Below are 18,093 nucleotides of genomic sequence, written 5' to 3'. Positions count from 1 at the left end.
TGGGGTGCGCCAGACTGGTCGTCGACGAGAGGGGAACCATGGCCAAGCTGCTCTACTCGGCGACCGCGTCACTCGACGGCTACATCGCCGGCCCCGGCGGTGACATGTCCTGGCTCACCGAACACCTCAGCGGCGACAACCCGACCGCCGACCGTCTACTGGCCGACATCGGTGCGATCCTCGCCGGCAACCGCACCTTCGGCGGCGACGACCCGAACCGTGGCACCGACAGCGAAGGCGCCTTCGGCGGCCGGTATCACGGGCCGGTGATCGTCCTGACCCACCGTCCGCCCACCGAGCCGCCCGAAGGCGTCACCTTCGCCGACGACCTGCACGTTGCCGTCGCGCATGCCAAGGAGGCCGCTGGAGACAGGTACGTCAACGTGCTCGGCGCGGACGTCGCCAGGCAGTGCCTGCGGGCCGGTCTGCTCGACGAGATACTGATCTTCTTCGCGCCGGTGCTGCTCGGCGACGGCGTACGCATCCTCGACGACCCGGGTGGCGACCGCGTCCGGCTGACGCCGATCCCCGGGGAGACCGCCCACTGGTACCGCGTCGACCGCTGATCGATCGGCGTGGGTACGGGCGTTGCGGGCTCGCCACCGACCTCCGGTCAGCCAGGGCGAGGGCTATGGCCTCCGGTCAGTGATCGCCGCCTCGATCCGTAGGCCGATACCGGTCAGCATGAGAAGGAACGCGACGAAGTGCGGCGCCATGCCGTCGTAGCCCGCTGACAGGGTGAGTAGCGAGGTCAGAAAGCCAACGATGAGCGACAGCGTGCCGAGTATCCGTCCGGTGTCCGCCCGTCGAGATCGAGGATCCACGATGCGACCGTAGCCGATTCGCTGTACGTCAGCGGGGCGCCGCCCGCTACCAGCCAGAACGCAGCCATGATCGCTGTGACACCGCTCTCCCCGACGTCGAGCACGTATGCCGGGCGTTCGTATGGTTAGTCACCGCAGTGCTGCTGCCAGTTCCGTGGCGTTGTCGAACGCGGGTGCCGCCCTTTCGGATTCCTGGTCCGTGAGCGTGACGGACTGGGCGCGGGCCAGCATCTCGGCCGCAGTCTTCGGATCGTGCAGCACCATCGCGAGTTCGGCGCGGTAGACCAGGACCTCTACCTGCTCGACCGGGTCGTCGTCGGCTTGCGGGCGAGCCAACGCGCTGTCGAGGATCCGAACCGCCTGTTCGACAACTCCCCTGGAGTCGGCCTGCACGACAGCATTCGCCAGGGCCTTGGCCAGCCGCCCGGCAGGCGCGGCGGCCGGCGTGGGCGCGGTGGCGGCGTCCCGAAAGACGCGGATCCAGTTGCCGCCCGGGTCGATGACGCTGAACCCGCCCAACCCGTCGGCGTTCTTCCGCGCCCTGGGCCGGGTCATCCGCGGCGTCCCGGACACCAGCACCTTGCCGTACGCCGCCCGCATGCCGGCTGCGAATGCCCGGTGTAGTCCCTCAATGTCCGTGGTGAGTACGAGACAGGAGCCATAGGACTGCTCCGGGTCGAATCCGGCGATCTCGAAGAACTGCAGGTGCAGGTCTTCCCGCTGAACCCCCACACACGCGTTGGGCTTGCGTTGCTTGTACGTGGTGCGGAAACCGAGAACTCCGTAGAAGGCTTCGATGTCGTCAATGGATGCGCACGGCAGCAGGGGGACGGTCCGCTCGTTGGTCATGCCTCCTTCCTAGGCGTCGCAGGGTGTCCGTCGCACATGGAAATAGCCGATCATCGCCTCTGGTTATCCGATCGGCTGATGACCCAGCACTCAAAGCGGCCCGGTCGAACAATCGGCGGCACCTCCCTGCCCGCCATATGTCTCGCCAGGACCAGGCGCCGGGACTGCCGTGACCAGCGTCCGCAGGTGTCGAAGATCAGTTGGCGGACGAGCGTCGCGCATCAGTCGACGAAGGACACCGCCGGCTGCCGGGGATGTCGGGTCTCAGGACGTTCGCGACAGATCAGTCTCGGGACGTGGGTGACACTTCCGGCCAGACGATCGTCGGTCTCGACGACAGTTCGTCGGCGTTCGTCGTGGGTGCGGCTCCTCCGCGCGGTGGGGTTGGTCATGGGTCGATGCGGTAGCGCCGAGGATCCAAAAGCTGACTGCTCCGCCCGCGGCTTGCGCGGACTGAGCAAGGACGCCCGCTCGCCAGACTTCGAGCGTGCGCGGGGGTCCGAGGCGGTCGCGCCGCGCGAACGCAACTGCCCTCCTGAGCCGTGTGTGGCAGCGGCCGACCTCGGACATCCGCCCGAGGTCGCAGACGGGAACGGAGCGCCCAGAACTTACAAGCGAGGGGTCAGGCGGCGGACGACGTGCTGGAAGCGGAGCAGGCGCGGCGCATCTATGGTGTCGCGGTGGACGATCGCGACGTCGAGGCTCACGAGCACTCGGACCAACATGAGGTGTTCCGGTCCTTGCCCTTTCCCTTCAGCGACGGCCGATTCCCCGACAACCTCGGGGCGGTCGTCCAACGAACCGTGCTGGACGGTGCGGAGCCAGCACGTGAGGTCATCCATACCGGCGACAATTCCTGGATCGTCGGCGACGCCGTGAACGACCCGAACCAGCCCGGCGCTGTGGTCGTGACGTGCATCAACCACGTCATTGCGCGGAACTTGTCCGTGGCGCAGCTGGCAAGCCTTCCGATCGGCCAGGTGGCCTACCGCGAGAACCCCGACCAGCCGTGGTTGATCGAGCCCCACTCATGGCTCGAGGAGTAACGGGGTCGCCAGAGAGGACCACTGCCAGGCCGACCCCGCAGGGCGGATCAGGCGGCTAGCCAGGCCGTCGGCGGTCAGGCAGTAGTTGACGAACGACGACCATTGGCAACGACGTCTGCCCCAGATCGCAAGGGGTGACCGACCCGCTGGCCGGGGCTTACCGGTAGTTCGTGAACTGGAGGGCGACGCCGAAGTCCTCACCCTTGAGCAGTGAGATGACCGCCTGGAGGTCGTCCCGCTTCTTGCCGGTGACGCGCAGCTGGTCGCCCTGGATCTGCGCCTGAACGCCCTTCGGGCCCTCGTCGCGGATCTTCTTGCTGATCGCCTTGGCCTTGTCCGTCTCGATGCCCTGGATCACCTTGCAGTCGATCTTGAAGACTTTGCCGGACGGGCGCGCCTCACCCGCGTCCAACGACTTCAACGAGATGTTGCGCTTGACCAACTTCTCCTTGAAGACGTCCAGCGCGGCGCGGACCCGCTCCTCGGTCTCCGCCTGGAGACCGATCGCCTCCTCACCCGACCAGGAAATCTCCGCGCCCGTGCCGCGGAAGTCGAACCGCGTCGCGAGCTCCTTCTCCGCCTGCCGGAGGGCGTTGTCGACCTCCTGGCGGTCGACCTTGCTCACGATGTCGAAAGACGGGTTCGCTGGCATGCTTCTGCTCCTGCTGTCCGGCGGTCTGGGACGTGCAGTCGGCCGCCGACCAGCGGCACGACCCCCTGACCGTACCCGGTTGCACCGGTCCCGGGGTGAGCCGCTATCCTTGCTTCCGCCGCCGCGTTGCGACGCGGTGGGGTGCCCTGGCGGGTTGCCCGAGCGGCCAATGGGAGCGGACTGTAAATCCGTCGCGAAAGCTACAGAGGTTCGAATCCTCTACCCGCCACCAGGTGCAGACACGGCCCCTGACCAGCAGAGATGCTGGTCGGGGGCCGCTGTCGTTGATCTAGCCGAGTCCGGCTGAGTCCAGCCGTTGACGACTGGTTGTGGGCAGATGGTGGGCAGGTCGATCTTGCCCGCTGAGGGCTCCTCTGAGGCGTGAATGCTGGTGTTCCGGGGATGGCCGACCTGGCGTGTGCTGCGCCTGGAGCGACGTGCTGAGGGCTGACTGCGGGGCTAGTTGGCGGGGGGGTAGTAGGCCGAGGGCAAGCCAGCCCTGGGGTTGGACTGGCGCGGAAGTCGGAAGCCCAGGCCCTCGATCAGGTCGACCCGCCGGCTTCCGTGCCGCCTGTCGTAGTCGCGTTGCGTCTGGAGCATTGGGTTGGGGGCAGCGGTCCGGCGACAGTCGGTGGCTCTCCGCCCCGGCGCCGGAGGCGGCCGGGGCGGCTTGCCGCCGGCCGGCTCACCGCCCGCGCCGTGCGGAGCGCGGCGCCTTGATTCCAGAAAGACCAATTCGGCAATTGATCGACTCGCTGATGCTCCAAGCAGGAGCTCTGGCCTGCTGCAGCGGTGTGGCTTTGTCCATGGACGGTGAGCAGCCAACGCTGAGTCTTGTGGTTGTGTGGACCAAAAGATGACAAATCACATCGCCCTGCTGCTGCCGCGAAGCCCCGAGCGCGACTGTCAGCAATTCGACAAATCAATGAAGCGCGCCCTATCGAGGGCCAGTCTGACCAGGTCAGATGCTTGATAAGTTAGATCGCTATAGATCCGCGGCAAGGGGAGGAAACGAAAGTTGCCGTATTGTCGTGTACTGAGCAGCTTGCACCGGGATGAGCCGCGCAGTTGGGGAGCTTGGTGCGAGCGGAGCCAGATGGTTGCCCCATATATTTTCACGGGAGGAGGCCCAGTGGAAGAGATTGCCTTCCCGGTCCTGGTAGGCGCTGCGTTGGTTGAGGGAGTCAAGTTTACCTACAGTCAACTCGGCCTCTTTCTTGAACGTCGGCGTTTGAGTCGACAAGGTGAACAACCGCCGACGCCGGAGGATCTGGAAACTCCATCATCCATCGAGGTCAGCGGGCCACTGCAACTCAGGGATGATGTCGTCGAGCAACATGAGTCCGAAATCCAAATCCTGCATGCGTTGCTACGGGTTCCGCAGAATCACGAGAACCTTGACGGGAGCGAACCCCAACTTCGCATAGTTCTAGGCAAAGCGAAGTCTATCCTTGATGCTGTTTATGGGCAGGAATTCAAGTTCGGTAAGGGCGATGATGCAACCTTCAAGGTGCATAACCGCTTGGAAGATGTGCACGGAAAGGCTATCGGTGCCGATATGGGCGTGATCAATCACGGGGGGCATGCAGAAGTAGACAATCAAGTCCTCCGTGTCCACGAGTCGGGCGAGTTTACCGGAGCCCGAATCGATCGGATCGGCTGATCAAGTGATGCTCGAACAGGCGCTCCACGAATTTGGCGGTCTAGCGAAGCATTTGACCATTAATGTAGATGTCGGTACACAAAGTGGGGGCACCGCAATTGGGGCCCAGGTAGTTCTTGGATTTATCCAAAAAGACCATGCCGCCGAGACCATAACGCCGAGCCAGCTTCAATCGGTAGGGTCCGTCTTCGCGCGATCGGCGAGTTACTACGAACTTCTATTTGACTTCTTGGCTCCCGGTGCCATTGTCGTAATAACCGGTAAACCGGGCGTTGGCAAATCGATTACGGCCCTTGCATTGCTGTCTGACGCAAGCGGGATCGTGCCAGGACAGAGACGATTCCGAAGGCTCGGCTACGGCGCGGAACGGCTCATCGATGTAGATCGAATAAGAGACTCCGGCGGCGTCTGTACAATCCTCGAGCTGCCGCCAGACGACGATGAGTTTATGGTCTCGAGTCGGTTCGGGGACCATCTGAATTCGATGGCTGCCGTCATTTCCGAAAGCGGCGGTCGGCTAGTAGTCGTTGTTGATGAAAGTCAGTGGGACAGGATCGGCGTTGATTCGCCTGTTAAGGCGCACCATGTTGCTCCAGCCCCCGGCAGGGAAATCATGCGAGGCTGGCTCGAGCGATACGGTAACAGGGACGTTGATCGCTGGCTCAGTAACGATGAGATTGTGCGCCTCTTAAGGGACGAAACACCCAGAGGCGTGATGAGCGTGATGCACCTGATTATGCGAGCCGACCGAGCTCCTGTTGAGCAGCTTCCTGCTGTCTTGCAAGATCCCCGATTTTCAGGGCCGGAAGTCGGCGACGAAACATTCCAACGACGCGTTCTTAGCGTCGTCGCAGCTCGGCGTAGTTGGCACAAAGAACTCCTAGCTTGGCATTCGCAACCTGGAAGGAGCAGTTTCGAACGCAACTTTATGCTTATCGCGGCCGCGTATGGTGATGCTCCTGTTGGCGACGTTTACGACGCCGCTCAACGTTTGGGCCAACATTTCGGGGAGCCTTCTGCAGGATTCTCGACGAACGGTCAAGAGGGAGTTGGCGTTCTTCAAGTAGTCGACCGGGTGGGGGCGGACCTTGCAGAGGATATAGTCTCTTTTACCCGTCCAGGCTGGGAGGATGCTGTTGTCAAATACTTTTGGGCGGACCGCCCGCGCTGCCGCGAAGAATTCCTTAGTTGGCTCGTAAGCGACGTGGTTCGCCCGGTCGGTGGCGAGACAGAAAGCAAGGAATCCAGAGCCAAGAGGGTAACAGAGTTCTCATTAGCATTCATGGTCCGCTTTGACAAGCTGGATCTTCTCGACACAATCGTCAAGTCTTGGCATGGTGACGAAACCCTCTACGAAGAATCCGTTCGGTTGTTGTCGCTCGCGTGCTTCGATCAATCGATTGATCGGAAGGTGCACCATAAGCTGCGGCTGTGGGCTTCGGGAGGGGACGCCAGATTGAAAGAAACGAGCGCGCGCGTGTGCGCCGGCGCATTCGGACTCGCTTACCCCGGAAAGGCTTTGGTTCGACTTCGGCATGCGGCGAGGTCGAGTGACCCAACTGTTCTTGAAGCTGTGAAAGAAGCTGTCGAGGCTCTGTGGAATGAAACAACAACTCGGCCTACCCTTCTAAAGCAGGTCGAAGCCTGGTGTAGCGACAACGACTCGGCTGGCCCGCATATATTCGGCGCGCTAGCGGCAATCGTTGATGATGTGCACCACAAGCCGTCTGTCCTTATGGCTGCCCGAGATAACAGCTCAATCGCCAACTTGGCGGCTATTTCGAGATGCTGGCAGACGTTCCTGGCTGGGCCCGTTGATGAGAATGAGTTGGACGAAAGCATTTGGGGTTGGTTCGAGGCATGTCTGGCCCCCGTCGACGAACGTAGTTTCGTCCTGCAGCTCTTCAGAGATGTCGTCAATGGATCTGCCGCACCAACTCTGCTTCGTCATCGACTGGACGATTCGTTGCAGCGCTGGTCTCTGGCATTGGATGTCGGTCCGGAGCGTAAAGACCTTCGTCGAGAGCTAGACGAGCTGCTCTATGCGGACCGTTATGCGGCAGGACAACGTGCTGCCTCTGTATACGCCACCCCCCCTGGGCAGTCTGCGGATTACTCCACGGATGACGCGGTGAGTCACTCCAACGCCGATGCAGCAACATCGTGGTTTGAAGAGGATTCATCCGGATACGATGCCCCGCCGTCGGAGCAGCCGGAAATATTGACGGTAGGCAGACAGCTATCTATTGCTGGACCAGACCTATCGCAAGGTATCGCGCCGGCAGATTCGGGTGCAGTACTGCCACCACCGGCAGTCGACTTAATTCCGACGAGGCGTGCTTCACCACTTTCTGGGGAGGATGAGCGCGGCACTGCTGGGATTCCCGACCCAAGTCGCACACCGTGAACCTGATGGCCCTTCTTGGAATTGGGGTTCGTCCTCGATTCGGTGACACTTGGACTTTTGATTTCACGGATCAGGCAGACAGTAACCGAAAAGGTTTTCCTTTCGAAATCCATGTGACGCTGTCTTGTCGTTCGGCCGCTGGGATGAGTCGTCAGCAAGCTGTTGCTCTGGCGGCCCGTCGTGCACGGCAGATGGTCGAGCCAGTTGCGGAGCGCTTCCACGTGCTGCGCTCGCCAGTGACAGAGCAAGAGATTAACCATGTGCTGGGTCGCGATTTTCCTGGGGCCACCGAAGAAATGATATTCAATTCTGCTCATGTCGCCGTGTCCGTGGTTGACGCTGTCTCTAGGGCTGCTGAGCTTTATGAGGAGTCGGTACGCGAGATGTCTCGGGAAAGGCTCGATAGGGACCGAGTTAGAGCGGAGCTGACCTTTCTTCGGGATGACGTTTTCTGTGATCCTGCAACAGCGCGGCTGTATTGGATCACAAAGCATGGCAATCTTCCGGTGCCGAGCGACTTCCACGAAATCATGCGGTCGGTAAGTCAGTGGGCCCCAGGTAGTGAATGGGTAGTCATTGCGCAATGCATCCAAAAATTTCTCGAGCAGTTTCCGAGGCAGAATGCGCGCGATCTAGTTCGCATGCTGGAACGACTCTTTCGTGAGAACGACAGGACAGACTTGGCCCAAGAGTTGGTGAGAGTATTGGAACAAGCTTAGCTGGCGCGGCGACGACGCCATGAATGACAAGATCGGCGATGCACTCGGGTGGAGGGTCAAAGCTTGTGGGGCAGAGGGATGATGAGACTGCGCGGCTGAGACTGGAAACGCTTGAGCGCGGCCAGGTTGCCACAGGCGTAATCGTCGATATCAAGAACTTCGGGGTCTTCGTAGACATCGGCGGCGTGATCGGCATGATCAACTGTGCGGAGCTGACCTGGAAGCACTTCGATCACCCCACCGATGTTGTGGGCCTGGGGGATCGGCTCGCCGTGATGGTGCTGGACGTCGATCTCGACCGCGAGCGGGTGTCGCTGTCGCTCAAGGCGTTGCAGCCCGACCCGATGGCGGAGTTCGCGCGGGCGAATCTCGGAGCCGTCCTGCGCGGCGAGGTGCCCGCATCGTGCCGTTCGGTGTCTTCGTCACTGTGGGGGATGACATTCAGGGGCTGGTTCACGAGTCCGCCTTGACGGCGTCCCTGAACCAGGTGACACGCTGTGGGTGGAGGTCGTCGACATCAACCTTGTCCACCGGCGGGTCCGGCTCATACCGACCGACGGTGAGCTTCGATGACCTACCGAGGCATGGGTGCCAAGGCGGAGGTTGCATGAACACTCGGCTTGCCCGAACGGCGATGGCCGGAGCCTTCGCTGGGGTCCTCGCCGTCGCCGGCTGTGATACACCGTTCCTGACCTCTGATCATCCAGGCGACGATGTGTTTGCCCAGCGGAGCAGCTACGGCTGGGCAGGCTCCTACGACATCGGCTATCGGCTCACCGACGGTGTCACAACCGTCCGGATCGGCAAGGGACCGGTAACGATCAAGAGCATCGAACCGGTCATGCACGGCGACTCGGCTCGTCTGCTTGGCGCCCAGGTACGAGTGCTCACCGCGACCCGAGGATCGGTGATGGACTCCGAAGGCTGGCCACCGACCCATCCCGGCCTCAATGGTGCACAGGATCCGGCCGGACTTGTTCTTCCCGATCCGGGCACCGCTGATCCGAGCGAGCATCCGGATGGCGCGGTACAAATCGAGATCCTGCTCGGCTACGAGCTCGTGGGCGAAGGCCGGACGGTTCGGCGCGGGGTGAACGTCACGTACGAGATCGGCGGCAGGCAGCAGAAAGTCTTCCTGGGAAGCTACATGGCGCTCTGCGTGCCTGCGGCAGTGCAGTGCCAGCACGAGGACGAGAACGGGCCGGTTCCACTCGACACTTCATCGCCCTGACGTGGTGGTGGGGACGTGGGCAGATGGTGGGCGAAAGCCAGCACGGCGTCTGCGTAGCGAGCAGAACGGCAGGTGGCAGCCCTGAGGCTGTCAAGATCGCGGGTGCCCTCCCTGTAAATCCGTCGCAGAACGCGGCGGCGTCGCCCTGGCTGAATGCCGGTGTCCCGCCGACCGCGGTCGCCCGGCGCCTGGGGCACGGCGTCGCCGTTCTGCCCTGCGTCTATGCCACTGCATCGACGGGGGAGATGACATGATCCACGGTGCCCGTCGTGGCGCTCGACTGGTCAGAATGTTCGGGTGATGACAGGGCTGGTCGGCCTCGTGCTGCTGTTGGCGCTGGGCTCCGCTGCGCTCCTCGCTCTGCTTCACGTGGCTGCGGCGCTGTGGCGGTCGTTGAAGCGTGGGGTCACCTCTCTGCCGCGTGCGTTGAAGTCCTTGACGGTCGAGCCACCTCCGGGACGGGCCTTGAACGACTCCCGGGATGTGTGGCCGATGCCGAAGGACGACTGATCGGAGACGGTGCCAAGCGTGGCGTTGTCTTTCGAGATACCGGCTCGTCGAGCGGAGGTGCCCGGTGGTCCGCCGACTGAGTTCGTCCGGCGGTGGTGCTGCGCGAGCGGCAGGTGGGAAGCGGCTTGAACATCGGGGTGTCCCTGTCCCGGCGAGTGGCCGGCGGGCCATGACCCACCGGGGCGCGAGCAGCGTTCTGCGGAGCCCGCGACTTCCCACGCCCTTTCTCGCGGACGTACGGGATCCCTGGTTGTCGCTTCCTAGCGGGGTTGAGCTGCGGAAATGTGTTGCTTGAGACACGCGGACGGGCCCTGGGTCACCAGGATGGAATCCGGCTCGGGGACTGGTCTATTGGCGAAGACCCGGTATGGTGGTCGATGGCTGGACGCCGAACGCACGACGCGAACGCATCTCCTGGAGGCGTCACTCACAGTGACCAAGATGTCGGATCTGGTGCTCTGCCGCGACAGCGCCGAATTTGTGGTGAAGGTCGTATTCAACGCTGTGTGAAGCGCTGACCTGCCCTGCACGGCCGTGATCTGCTCCGGTGCGGTGGGGGCGGTGGGCCGAACGGCGGGAAGTTACAGACGGTGGGGCCCATCGGGCTGCCCACCACTTCTCTGGCTGCCCGCACTGTGGCACGATCGTGGAACCTCCACCACCCCCACGACATTTTCCGACAGGAGCAATCATGTCTGGTCTTAGGTTGGGCCGGCTGCTTGGCTCACTTTTCACCCTCGCCGCACTTGTGAGCGGCATCGCCAGTGTTGATCTCGGCAGCAGCTCAGGGGGCGGCGCTCGGGCTGGCGACATCGTTTGGCAGACCGTGTCTACCGCCGACAAGCCCGTGCCGACGGCGCAGGCAGCCGACATCGTCTGGCAGTGAGGCGGTTGCCTCGGGGTGGTCATCCTGTTTGGCCGTTCGGGTGGAAGGCACCATCGACGTAGTGACGGTATCGTGACCGCTCGGCGTCAATCCGAAGGAGCGCCATGAGCGGTCATGGTCAACCCCGGCGAAGGTCATCCGAGGACGCGTGGATCATCACCGCGCCCCTCGCGCTGATCGCGGTCGTCTGTGCGACCGCCACCGGGTTGATCGCGAAGGAGCCCTTCGGCGACTGGCCCGAGGCAATGCTTCTTCTCGTCATCATGATCGTGGCGGGGCTGCCGCTGCTCAGTCTGGTGGTGCGGCGGCAGACGATCGGTGTCACGCTCACCGAGCTGCCGATGGTTCTCGCGCTCTACTTTCTGCCGCCGCTGACGGTGGTGGTCATCTACACGTTGAGCTCCCTGATCACCCACACCAGACAGCGGTTCTCGGCGCCGAAGGTGTGGTTCAACGTGGCGCGCGCCGCCGCGGGAACGTCGCTGGCTGTCCTGGTCCTCCAGGCATTCCCTCCGATGGAGGGCGTCGGTCCGAGCACCTGGGGCAGCATCTTCGCCGCCGTGAGCATGGTGATTCTGATCAGCTACTCCAGCGTGGCGGCGGTACACACGTTGCTGCACGGCTGGCAGACCGGGCGCGGGACGTTGCGTACCGCCACGCCGGCGGTGCTCACCGCGGCGATCAACGTGTCGGTCGGCCTGATCGTGCTGATTCTGGTCCGTAGCACGTGGTGGTCGCTGCTCCTGCTGGCAGCCCTCGGTGCCGGCCTGGCCCTGGTCTACCGGGCCTACGCGCAGTTCTTCCGCCAGCACCGCACCCTCACCGACCTGTACGACCTGACCCGCGCCGTGGTCGGCAGCGGGCACAGCGGCACACTCGCCGACGCGCTGCTCGGCCGGGTCCGAGCGCTGATGCAGGTGGAGTACGCGACGCTGTGGCTGCCCGCCCAGGGAAGGCACCCCGAGACCCTGTTGACCGCGCGGGTGGACGACCCGGGCCTGCTCGACCTGGCGCTCACCCCGGCGATGATCCGCGAACGGGTCCAGGAGACCGGACGTACCGTTGCGGTGGGCCGTGGGGTGACGACCGACGGAGAGTTCCGCGCCGAGCTGGCCGAGCGGCGGATCAAGGACGCGGTGGTGGTGCCACTGCGGTCGGGTGAGGTCGTCATCGGGACCCTTGAGGTTGCCAACCGGCTCGGCGACGGCAACAACTTCAGCTCAGCGGATATCGCGGTCTTCGAGACGGTGGCCGCGCATGCCGCGGTGGCGCTCGAGAATTCGCGTCTTGTCGACCGCCTGCGGCACGACGCGTACCACGACACCCTGACACGGCTTCCCAACCGACGGCGCATCACCGCCGCCCTGGACGAGTCGGTCAAGATCGGCGCGCCCGACGAGGTGGTGGCGTTGCTGCTGTTCGACGTCGACGGGTTGCAGCAGGTCAACGAGTCCCTTGGCCATGCTGCCGGCGACAAGGTGCTCGTCGAGGTCGCCAACCGACTGCGGGCGAGCGCTCCGTCGTCGGCTCTGGTCGGTCGTGCGGGCGGCGACGAGTTCCTGGTGACCCTTCGCCTGGAGAGCGCCGATGCGGCACTCGAACTGGCCGAACAGCTGCGCGACCAGATCCGGGACGAGATGGTCTTCGACGCGCTCACTCTCGACGTGAACACCGCCGTGGGTGTGGCCGTACACCCGGAACATGGCAGCGATGCCGCGACCCTGCTGCTCCGGGTCGACCTGGCGGCGAACGCCGCCAAGTCGGTGCCGGGCAGCGTGCAGTTGTTCAACCCGGGCCTGGAGTCCCGGTCGTTGCGCCGGCTGGGTCTCGCCGGTGACCTGCGCCAGGCGTTGGACCAGGGCGAGCTGGAGGTCTACTTCCAGCCGAAGGTGACCTTGCGGGACCGGCGTCTGGTCGGTGTCGAGTGTCTGGCCCGCTGGGAGCATCCGACGCACGGCACCGTCGCTCCCGAGGACTTCGTGGCGGTGGCCGCGCACACCGGCCAGTTGAGTCGGCTCACCGAGGTGGTGCTCCGCGAAGGGCTGCGGCGCAGCCGGGACTGGGCCGAGGCCGACCAGCCGCTGCCCATCGCCGTGAACCTCGCCGCCCGCACGCTCACCGACCAGCACTTCCCGGACCGGGTGCAGGAGCTGCTGACCGAGTACCGGGTGCCGGCGCAACGCCTCACCCTGGAGATCACCGAGTCGGGTGTTCTGGACGGCACGGACCGGCCCATCCCGACGCTGCGTCGGCTCCGCGACCTCGGCGTCCGGCTGTCGGTGGACGACTTCGGCACCGGTGACTCGTCGCTGGCCCACCTGCGCCGGTTGCCGGTGCACGAGGTGAAGGTGGACCGCTCCTTCGTGCAGGGCATGGCCACCGACCCGGGGGACCTGGCGATCGTCAACGCGGTGGTGACGCTCTCCCAGCAGTTCGGCCTGGCCGTGGTCGCCGAGGGTGTGGAGAGCGAACTGACCCTGGAGCTTCTTCAGGACATCGGGTGCGAGATCGGTCAGGGCTTCCTGTTCAGTCGGCCGCTGCCGTACGAGCGACTGGCCGCCTGGTTCGGCGCTCAGGTGGACCCGGAAACGATCTCCGCCGGAGAGCTTCCACGCCTGCGTGTAGTGCCCTGAGCTGCGCATATACGGCCGCCGGGGATCCGATTTCACCTGCCGACCCGTGCCGTGTATTCTACTTCTGCGCGCCCCACGGGGAGATCGCGCAGGCCCCCTTAGCTCAGTCGGCAGAGCGTCTCCATGGTAAGGAGAAGGTCTACGGTTCGATTCCGTAAGGGGGCTCGAGGGTTCAGCTGGACCCACCGCGGCGGTGTAGCTCAGATGGTAGAGCAAGCGGCTCATAATCGCTGTGTCGCCGGTTCAAGTCCGGCCACCGCTACTCTCGTCTTCCGGGCTCGTTCTCGGTGGTCGTTGAGATGGGCGCCACTGGCGCCCACTTTGCATGTCCGCGCAGTCAGCGTCTAGGCTGGCGCGTCGTAGTTGTTTCCGTTAGCGAGGAAGGCACTCCGCCGTGGCGAAGGCTACCGATGTCCGGCCGAAGATCACTTTGGCGTGTGTGGAGTGCAAGGAGCGCAACTACATCACGCGCAAGAACCGCCGGAACGACCCCGACCGCATCGAGCTGAAGAAGTTCTGCCCGCGCGACGGCCGGCACACGGTTCACCGCGAGACCCGCTGACCGCCGGCCGGCACAGCCGGCCGTCGTCGAAGCCTTTCCAACCGCCGATCTGACCGGTCGGGCGCGGCGTCGCCGCAGCCTGCCGACCAGATCGGCGGTTGTGCTTTCCGTGTAGGTTCGCGGCATGTCCCTGGACCCTTCCTTCGTCGGCCGCACGTACCCGCCGACCGCCCCTTACCAGGTGGGCCGAGAAAAGATCCGTGAGTTCGCCACGGCCATCGGCGCCACGGACGCGGCTCACCACGACCCGGCCGCGGCGCAGGCCCTGGGCCACCCGGACGTGGTCGCCCCGCCGACCTTCCCGGTGATCGTCACCATGGCCGCGACCCGTCAGATCATCGAGGACCCGGACCTGGGCGTCGACTACAGCCGGCTGGTCCACGGCGACCAGCGGTTCGCGTACAACCGGCCGGTGGTCGCGGGCGACGAGCTGGTCTGCGTCAACACCATCGAAGAGGTCAGCAACCGGGGCGGGCACGGCCTCCTCACCACCCGCACGGACGTGAGCACCGTCGCTGGGGAGCAGGTGGTCGCCGTCTGGGCCCGGTACGTCATCCGTGGAGAGGCCTGAGATGGAACTGCCAACCAAGACGTTCCGGGTGACCCGGGCGGACCTGATCCGCTACGCCGGCGCCTCGGGCGACTTCAACCCGATCCACTGGAGCGACCGGGTCGCCACGAAGGTGGGACTGCCCGGGGTCATCGCGCACGGCATGTTCACGATGGCGCTGGTCGGCCGTGCGGTCACCGAGTGGGCCGGCGCGCCCGACGCGGTGGTCGAGTACGGCGTCCGGTTCACCCGGCCGGTGGTGGTTCCCGACGACGACCAGGGGACCGAGATCGAGGTGACCGCGCGGGTCCGCGAGGTGACCGAGGACGGCCTCACCCGGCTGGACGTGACCGCGACCTGCCTGGGCGACAAGGTGCTGTCGCAGGCGCGCGCGGTCATCCGCGCAGCGCGCTGAACCGAGGCCGGACGCAAGGCGAAATCAAGGCGGCCCGACACGCTGAACCGGTGCCTCGCGGCGCGCTGGATCGGCTTCGCCACGCGTGGCGGGGAGACCGGTTGGGAAAGTCGGGCGCCTACCCGTACACTGGTCCGCCGTGGGGCAAGTGACCCCTGCTCGGTCCTCTGTGACCGCGTGGGGCGAGTGTTGCCGCACAGGGGTGTAGCTCAATTGGCAGAGCAGCGGTCTCCAAAACCGCAGGCTGCAGGTTCAAGTCCTGTCACCCCTGCGCCTCAGGCCTGACCGTTCCCGTGGGTCGCGCCGCCGACAAGGCGGCGTCCGGCCCGTGGTGGTGGCACCGGCGGGGTGGTTCCGAGGCAATCGGAGCTCCCGGCGGACCACCGGCCGCGGCCCGTCGCGGGACGGTTGGGTCCGGCCGGCGTGACCAGCGCCGCGTACGCCGCCCGGCGTGCGACCCGAGATTCCGCGACGGAGGGCGAAGTGGCCGACAACAAGCGGCGCGGCGAGGACGCCGGCGACGATCGTCTCGACGACGAGATCGTTGACGACGTAGCCGACGACGACGCCACCGGCGCGGACGAGCCGGTCTCCCGGGGCGGCACCGCGACGCGGGCCCGCGCCCGGGCGGAATCGGCCGACAGCCGGCCGACCACGAGGTCGGAAACCGGTCGGGTGGGCGTGTTCGGCCGCATCGCCCGGTTTTTCCGCGAGGTCGTTGCCGAACTGCGTAAGGTCATCTGGCCGACCCGCAAGGAGTTGCTGACGTACACCGCCGTGGTGGTCACGTTCGTCGCGGTGATGCTGACGATCGTGGGTCTGCTGGACTACGGCTTCGCCAAGGCCGTGTTGTTCGTCTTCGGCAACTCGGACTGACCGGCTGTCTCCAGCCGATAGTGACGGAAGTGAGCGAGCGTGCCTGAGTACGACGAGACCGCCGGAGAAGTGGACGAGCAGTCCACGGTCGCGACGGCGGCTGGTGACGAGTCGGTTGAGGCCGCCAGCGAGCCGGAGTTCCCCACCACCGAGCCTGCGCCGGACGAGGACTACGACCCGGTCGCCGAGCTGCGGCAGAAGCTGCGTTACGCGCCGGGCGACTGGTACGTAGTGCACTCGTACGCCGGTTACGAGAACAAGGTGAAGACCAACCTCGAGACCCGGATCACGAGCCTCGACATGGAGGACTTCATCTACCAGGTCGAGGTGCCGACCCGGGAAGAGGTCGAGGTCAAGAACGGTAAGCGTTCGCAGGTCCAGGCCAAGGTCTTCCCCGGTTACATCCTGGTCCGGATGGAGCTGACCGCCGAGTCCTACTCGTGTGTCCGCAACACGCCGGGTGTGACCGGCTTCGTCGGTGCGACCGACCGGGCCGACCGGCCCGCGCCGCTGTCGCTCGACGAGGTGCTGAAGTGGCTGGCGCCGGCCGTCGAGACCGAGCAGAAGAAGGCGAAGCCGGAGATCAAGGTCCTCGACTTCGAGGTCGGCGACTCCGTCACCGTCACCGACGGCGCGTTCGCCTCGCTGCCGGCCACGATCAGTGAGATCAACGCCGACCAGCAGAAGCTCAAGGTGCTGGTGTCGATCTTCGGCCGGGAGACCCCGGTGGAGCTCAACTTCAACCAGGTCGCCAAGATCTGATGGTCGTCGGCGGCGGGCCCAGCCCGCCGCCGACGTCGGCGTACGCCCTCCCGCTCGACCTCGGCGGACGAGCGGGCTGCGGCGTGCGCTACTCTTGAACGTCGCCGCTGTCGCACCGCGCGCTGACCGTGCGCGCCCCGCCGCGGCGGCGACGGCCGCATTTTCCCAGCTCCAAGCCCCAGGAAGTGACATGCCTCCGAAGAAGAAGCTCGTCAAGACGTTCACGCTTCAGCTGCCGGCGGGCCAGGCCACGCCGGCGCCGCCGGTCGGCCCCGCGCTCGGTCAGCACGGCGTGAACATCATGGAGTTCTGCAAGTCCTACAACGCGCAGACCGAGTCCCAGCGGGGCGACATCGTCCCCGCCGAGATCAGCGTGTACGAGGACCGGTCCTTCACCTTCGTGCTGAAGACCCCGCCCGCCGCCCGGCTGCTGATCAAGGCCGCCGGTGTGCAGAAGGGCTCGGGCGTCCCGCAGGCGACGAAGGTCGGCTCGGTCAGCCGCGCCCAGCTGCGTGAGATCGCCGAGAAGAAGATGGCCGACCTCAACGCCAACGACCTGGACCAGGCCGAGAAGATCATCGCCGGCACCGCCCGGTCGATGGGCATCACCGTCAACGACTGACGTCGGCTTTCGCCGTCGACCCGATCGTGGGAGGGCTCGCGCCGAGCGGCCCGCCAGAGACCACAGGAGTAATCAGCAATGCAGCGCAGCAAGAGCTACCGCAAGGCCGCCGACGTCATCGACCGGTCGAAGCTCTACACCCCCGCCGAGGCCGTGAAGCTGGCCAAGGAGACCACCAACGTCAAGTTCGACGCCACGGTCGAGGTCGCCATGCGCCTCGGCGTCGACCCCCGCAAGGCGGACCAGATGGTCCGCGGTGTGGTCAACCTGCCGCACGGCACCGGTAAGACCGCCCGCGTGATCGTCTTCGCCAGCGGCGCGAAGGCCGAGGAGGCCGCCGCGGCGGGTGCGGACGAGGTGGGCACCGACGAGCTGGTCGCCCGCATCCAGGGTGGTTGGCTCGACTTCGACGCGGCGATCGCCACGCCGGACCAGATGGCCAAGATCGGCCGGATCGCGCGGATCCTGGGCCCGCGCGGTCTCATGCCGAACCCGAAGACCGGCACGGTGACCATGGACGTCACCAAGGCGGTGCAGGACATCAAGGGCGGCAAGATCACCTTCCGGGTGGACAAGCACTCGAACCTGCACCTGATCATCGGCAAGGCCTCCTTCTCGGAGAGCCAGCTGGTGGACAACTACGCCGCGGTGCTCGACGAGGTGCTGCGGGCCAAGCCCTCCGCGGCCAAGGGCAAGTACCTCCGCAAGGTCATCCTCACCACCACGATGGGCCCGGGCGTTCCGGTCGACCCGAACCTGGTGAAGAACCTGACCGAGGACTCGGCCAACGCCTGAGCCGACAGTTCGCTCCGCCGGGGCGCCGCCCCCCACCGGGCGGGGGCCCCCCCCCGGGCCGCGGGGGGCCCCGCGCCCCCCCGCCGGGGGG

General features: G+C 65.3%; 18 protein-coding genes and 4 tRNA genes. 19 read left to right on the top strand and 3 right to left on the bottom strand.

Translation table 11 applies throughout. The features are described 5' to 3' along the window. Positions 1-38 precede the first annotated feature (38 nt). Positions 39-566 carry a dihydrofolate reductase family protein gene (locus tag ACLQ25_RS02260; RefSeq protein WP_425728554.1) on the top strand — a complete coding sequence of 176 codons (528 nt, stop codon included), beginning with the start codon at positions 39-41 and terminating at the stop codon, positions 564-566. A 63-nt stretch (positions 567-629) separates the two neighbouring features. On the opposite strand, the gene ACLQ25_RS02255 is transcribed toward ACLQ25_RS02260, so the two are convergent. Next, positions 630-824 (bottom strand): hypothetical protein, encoded by a 195-nt coding sequence (locus tag ACLQ25_RS02255; protein WP_425728552.1) that lies wholly within the window; start codon positions 822-824, stop codon positions 630-632. A gap of 129 nt (positions 825-953) precedes the next feature. Then, on the bottom strand, positions 954-1,673 hold the full coding sequence (locus ACLQ25_RS02250; RefSeq protein WP_425728550.1) for a VOC family protein: 720 nt from the start codon (positions 1,671-1,673) through the stop codon (positions 954-956). 638 nt (positions 1,674-2,311) lie between these two features. Here ACLQ25_RS02250 and ACLQ25_RS02245 point away from each other — a divergent pair. Beyond that, positions 2,312-2,719, top strand: coding sequence for a hypothetical protein (locus tag ACLQ25_RS02245; protein WP_425728548.1), 408 nt, complete (start codon positions 2,312-2,314; stop codon positions 2,717-2,719). Between the two features lie 157 nt (positions 2,720-2,876). On the opposite strand, the gene ACLQ25_RS02240 is transcribed toward ACLQ25_RS02245, so the two are convergent. Continuing rightward, positions 2,877-3,371 carry a YajQ family cyclic di-GMP-binding protein gene (locus ACLQ25_RS02240; RefSeq protein ID WP_355053333.1) on the bottom strand — a complete coding sequence of 165 codons (495 nt, stop codon included), beginning with the start codon at positions 3,369-3,371 and terminating at the stop codon, positions 2,877-2,879. A 148-nt stretch (positions 3,372-3,519) separates the two neighbouring features. On the opposite strand from ACLQ25_RS02240, the gene ACLQ25_RS02235 reads away from it, so the two are divergent. From ACLQ25_RS02235 to rplA, 17 genes are all read left to right on the top strand, one after another. After that, a tRNA-Tyr gene (locus ACLQ25_RS02235) sits at positions 3,520-3,603 on the top strand. Between the two features lie 900 nt (positions 3,604-4,503). Continuing rightward, the gene (locus tag ACLQ25_RS02230) at positions 4,504-5,034 is read left to right on the top strand and encodes a hypothetical protein (protein ID WP_425728546.1); all 531 of its coding nucleotides are present in this window, start codon (positions 4,504-4,506) and stop codon (positions 5,032-5,034) included. A 4-nt stretch (positions 5,035-5,038) separates the two neighbouring features. Further along, positions 5,039-7,441, top strand: a complete 2,403-nt coding sequence (locus tag ACLQ25_RS02225; protein ID WP_425728544.1) for a hypothetical protein — start codon at positions 5,039-5,041, stop codon at positions 7,439-7,441. Between the two features lie 5 nt (positions 7,442-7,446). Further along, positions 7,447-8,160, top strand: a complete 714-nt coding sequence (locus tag ACLQ25_RS02220) for a hypothetical protein (protein ID WP_425728542.1) — start codon at positions 7,447-7,449, stop codon at positions 8,158-8,160. Positions 8,161-8,225: 65 nt separating this feature from the next. Further along, positions 8,226-8,630: a S1 RNA-binding domain-containing protein gene (locus ACLQ25_RS02215; RefSeq protein ID WP_425728540.1), complete on the top strand. Its 405-nt coding sequence runs from the start codon at positions 8,226-8,228 to the stop codon at positions 8,628-8,630. 137 nt (positions 8,631-8,767) lie between these two features. Beyond that, the gene (locus ACLQ25_RS02210; RefSeq protein ID WP_425728538.1) at positions 8,768-9,391 is read left to right on the top strand and encodes a hypothetical protein; all 624 of its coding nucleotides are present in this window, start codon (positions 8,768-8,770) and stop codon (positions 9,389-9,391) included. A gap of 1,500 nt (positions 9,392-10,891) precedes the next feature. Then, positions 10,892-13,420 carry a putative bifunctional diguanylate cyclase/phosphodiesterase gene (locus ACLQ25_RS02205; RefSeq protein ID WP_425728536.1) on the top strand — a complete coding sequence of 843 codons (2,529 nt, stop codon included), beginning with the start codon at positions 10,892-10,894 and terminating at the stop codon, positions 13,418-13,420. A 92-nt stretch (positions 13,421-13,512) separates the two neighbouring features. Next, positions 13,513-13,585: transfer RNA gene (locus ACLQ25_RS02200), tRNA-Thr, on the top strand. 24 nt (positions 13,586-13,609) lie between these two features. Continuing rightward, positions 13,610-13,682 (top strand) — tRNA-Met (locus ACLQ25_RS02195). Between the two features lie 132 nt (positions 13,683-13,814). Further along, positions 13,815-13,982, top strand: coding sequence for a 50S ribosomal protein L33 (rpmG, locus tag ACLQ25_RS02190; protein WP_007073056.1), 168 nt, complete (start codon positions 13,815-13,817; stop codon positions 13,980-13,982). 124 nt (positions 13,983-14,106) lie between these two features. Then, on the top strand, positions 14,107-14,553 hold the full coding sequence (locus tag ACLQ25_RS02185) for an FAS1-like dehydratase domain-containing protein (protein ID WP_357134045.1): 447 nt from the start codon (positions 14,107-14,109) through the stop codon (positions 14,551-14,553). Position 14,554: 1 nt separating this feature from the next. Further along, positions 14,555-14,947, top strand: a complete 393-nt coding sequence (locus ACLQ25_RS02180; RefSeq protein WP_425728533.1) for a MaoC family dehydratase — start codon at positions 14,555-14,557, stop codon at positions 14,945-14,947. Positions 14,948-15,145: 198 nt separating this feature from the next. After that, positions 15,146-15,218: transfer RNA gene (locus tag ACLQ25_RS02175), tRNA-Trp, on the top strand. Between the two features lie 212 nt (positions 15,219-15,430). Beyond that, positions 15,431-15,823, top strand: coding sequence for a preprotein translocase subunit SecE (gene secE / locus ACLQ25_RS02170; protein ID WP_421473228.1), 393 nt, complete (start codon positions 15,431-15,433; stop codon positions 15,821-15,823). A gap of 39 nt (positions 15,824-15,862) precedes the next feature. Further along, positions 15,863-16,585 carry a transcription termination/antitermination protein NusG gene (gene nusG, locus ACLQ25_RS02165; RefSeq protein WP_355053308.1) on the top strand — a complete coding sequence of 241 codons (723 nt, stop codon included), beginning with the start codon at positions 15,863-15,865 and terminating at the stop codon, positions 16,583-16,585. A 190-nt stretch (positions 16,586-16,775) separates the two neighbouring features. Continuing rightward, complete coding sequence (gene rplK / locus ACLQ25_RS02160) at positions 16,776-17,207, top strand: 50S ribosomal protein L11 (RefSeq protein ID WP_355053307.1); 432 nt, start codon at positions 16,776-16,778, stop codon at positions 17,205-17,207. 78 nt (positions 17,208-17,285) lie between these two features. After that, on the top strand, positions 17,286-18,002 hold the full coding sequence (rplA, locus tag ACLQ25_RS02155) for a 50S ribosomal protein L1 (protein ID WP_425728530.1): 717 nt from the start codon (positions 17,286-17,288) through the stop codon (positions 18,000-18,002). The last annotated feature ends 91 nt before the right edge of the window (positions 18,003-18,093 follow it).

It is taken from the genome of Micromonospora sp. DT44, from assembly GCF_049841635.1.
Taxonomy (GTDB): Bacteria; Actinomycetota; Actinomycetes; order Mycobacteriales; family Micromonosporaceae; genus Micromonospora.
The sequence above is the reverse complement of the archived record's forward strand: the minus strand, read 5'-3'. Positions and strand labels throughout refer to the sequence as shown.

Bases quoted from the DNA above. Each gene is read 5' to 3' on its own strand.
- rplK (WP_355053307.1), top strand. From the start codon at position 16,776: ATGCCTCCGAAGAAGAAGCTCGTCAAGACGTTCACGCTTCAGCTGCCG.
- ACLQ25_RS02205 (WP_425728536.1), top strand. From the start codon at position 10,892: ATGAGCGGTCATGGTCAACCCCGGCGAAGGTCATCCGAGGACGCGTGG.
- ACLQ25_RS02210 (WP_425728538.1), top strand. From the start codon at position 8,768: ATGAACACTCGGCTTGCCCGAACGGCGATGGCCGGAGCCTTCGCTGGG.
- ACLQ25_RS02185 (WP_357134045.1), top strand. From the start codon at position 14,107: ATGTCCCTGGACCCTTCCTTCGTCGGCCGCACGTACCCGCCGACCGCC.
- rplA (WP_425728530.1), top strand. From the start codon at position 17,286: ATGCAGCGCAGCAAGAGCTACCGCAAGGCCGCCGACGTCATCGACCGG.
- ACLQ25_RS02260 (WP_425728554.1), top strand. From the start codon at position 39: ATGGCCAAGCTGCTCTACTCGGCGACCGCGTCACTCGACGGCTACATC.
- ACLQ25_RS02180 (WP_425728533.1), top strand. From the start codon at position 14,555: ATGGAACTGCCAACCAAGACGTTCCGGGTGACCCGGGCGGACCTGATC.
- ACLQ25_RS02250 (WP_425728550.1), bottom strand. From the start codon at position 1,673: ATGACCAACGAGCGGACCGTCCCCCTGCTGCCGTGCGCATCCATTGAC.
- ACLQ25_RS02240 (WP_355053333.1), bottom strand. From the start codon at position 3,371: ATGCCAGCGAACCCGTCTTTCGACATCGTGAGCAAGGTCGACCGCCAG.
- ACLQ25_RS02220 (WP_425728542.1), top strand. From the start codon at position 7,447: ATGGCCCTTCTTGGAATTGGGGTTCGTCCTCGATTCGGTGACACTTGG.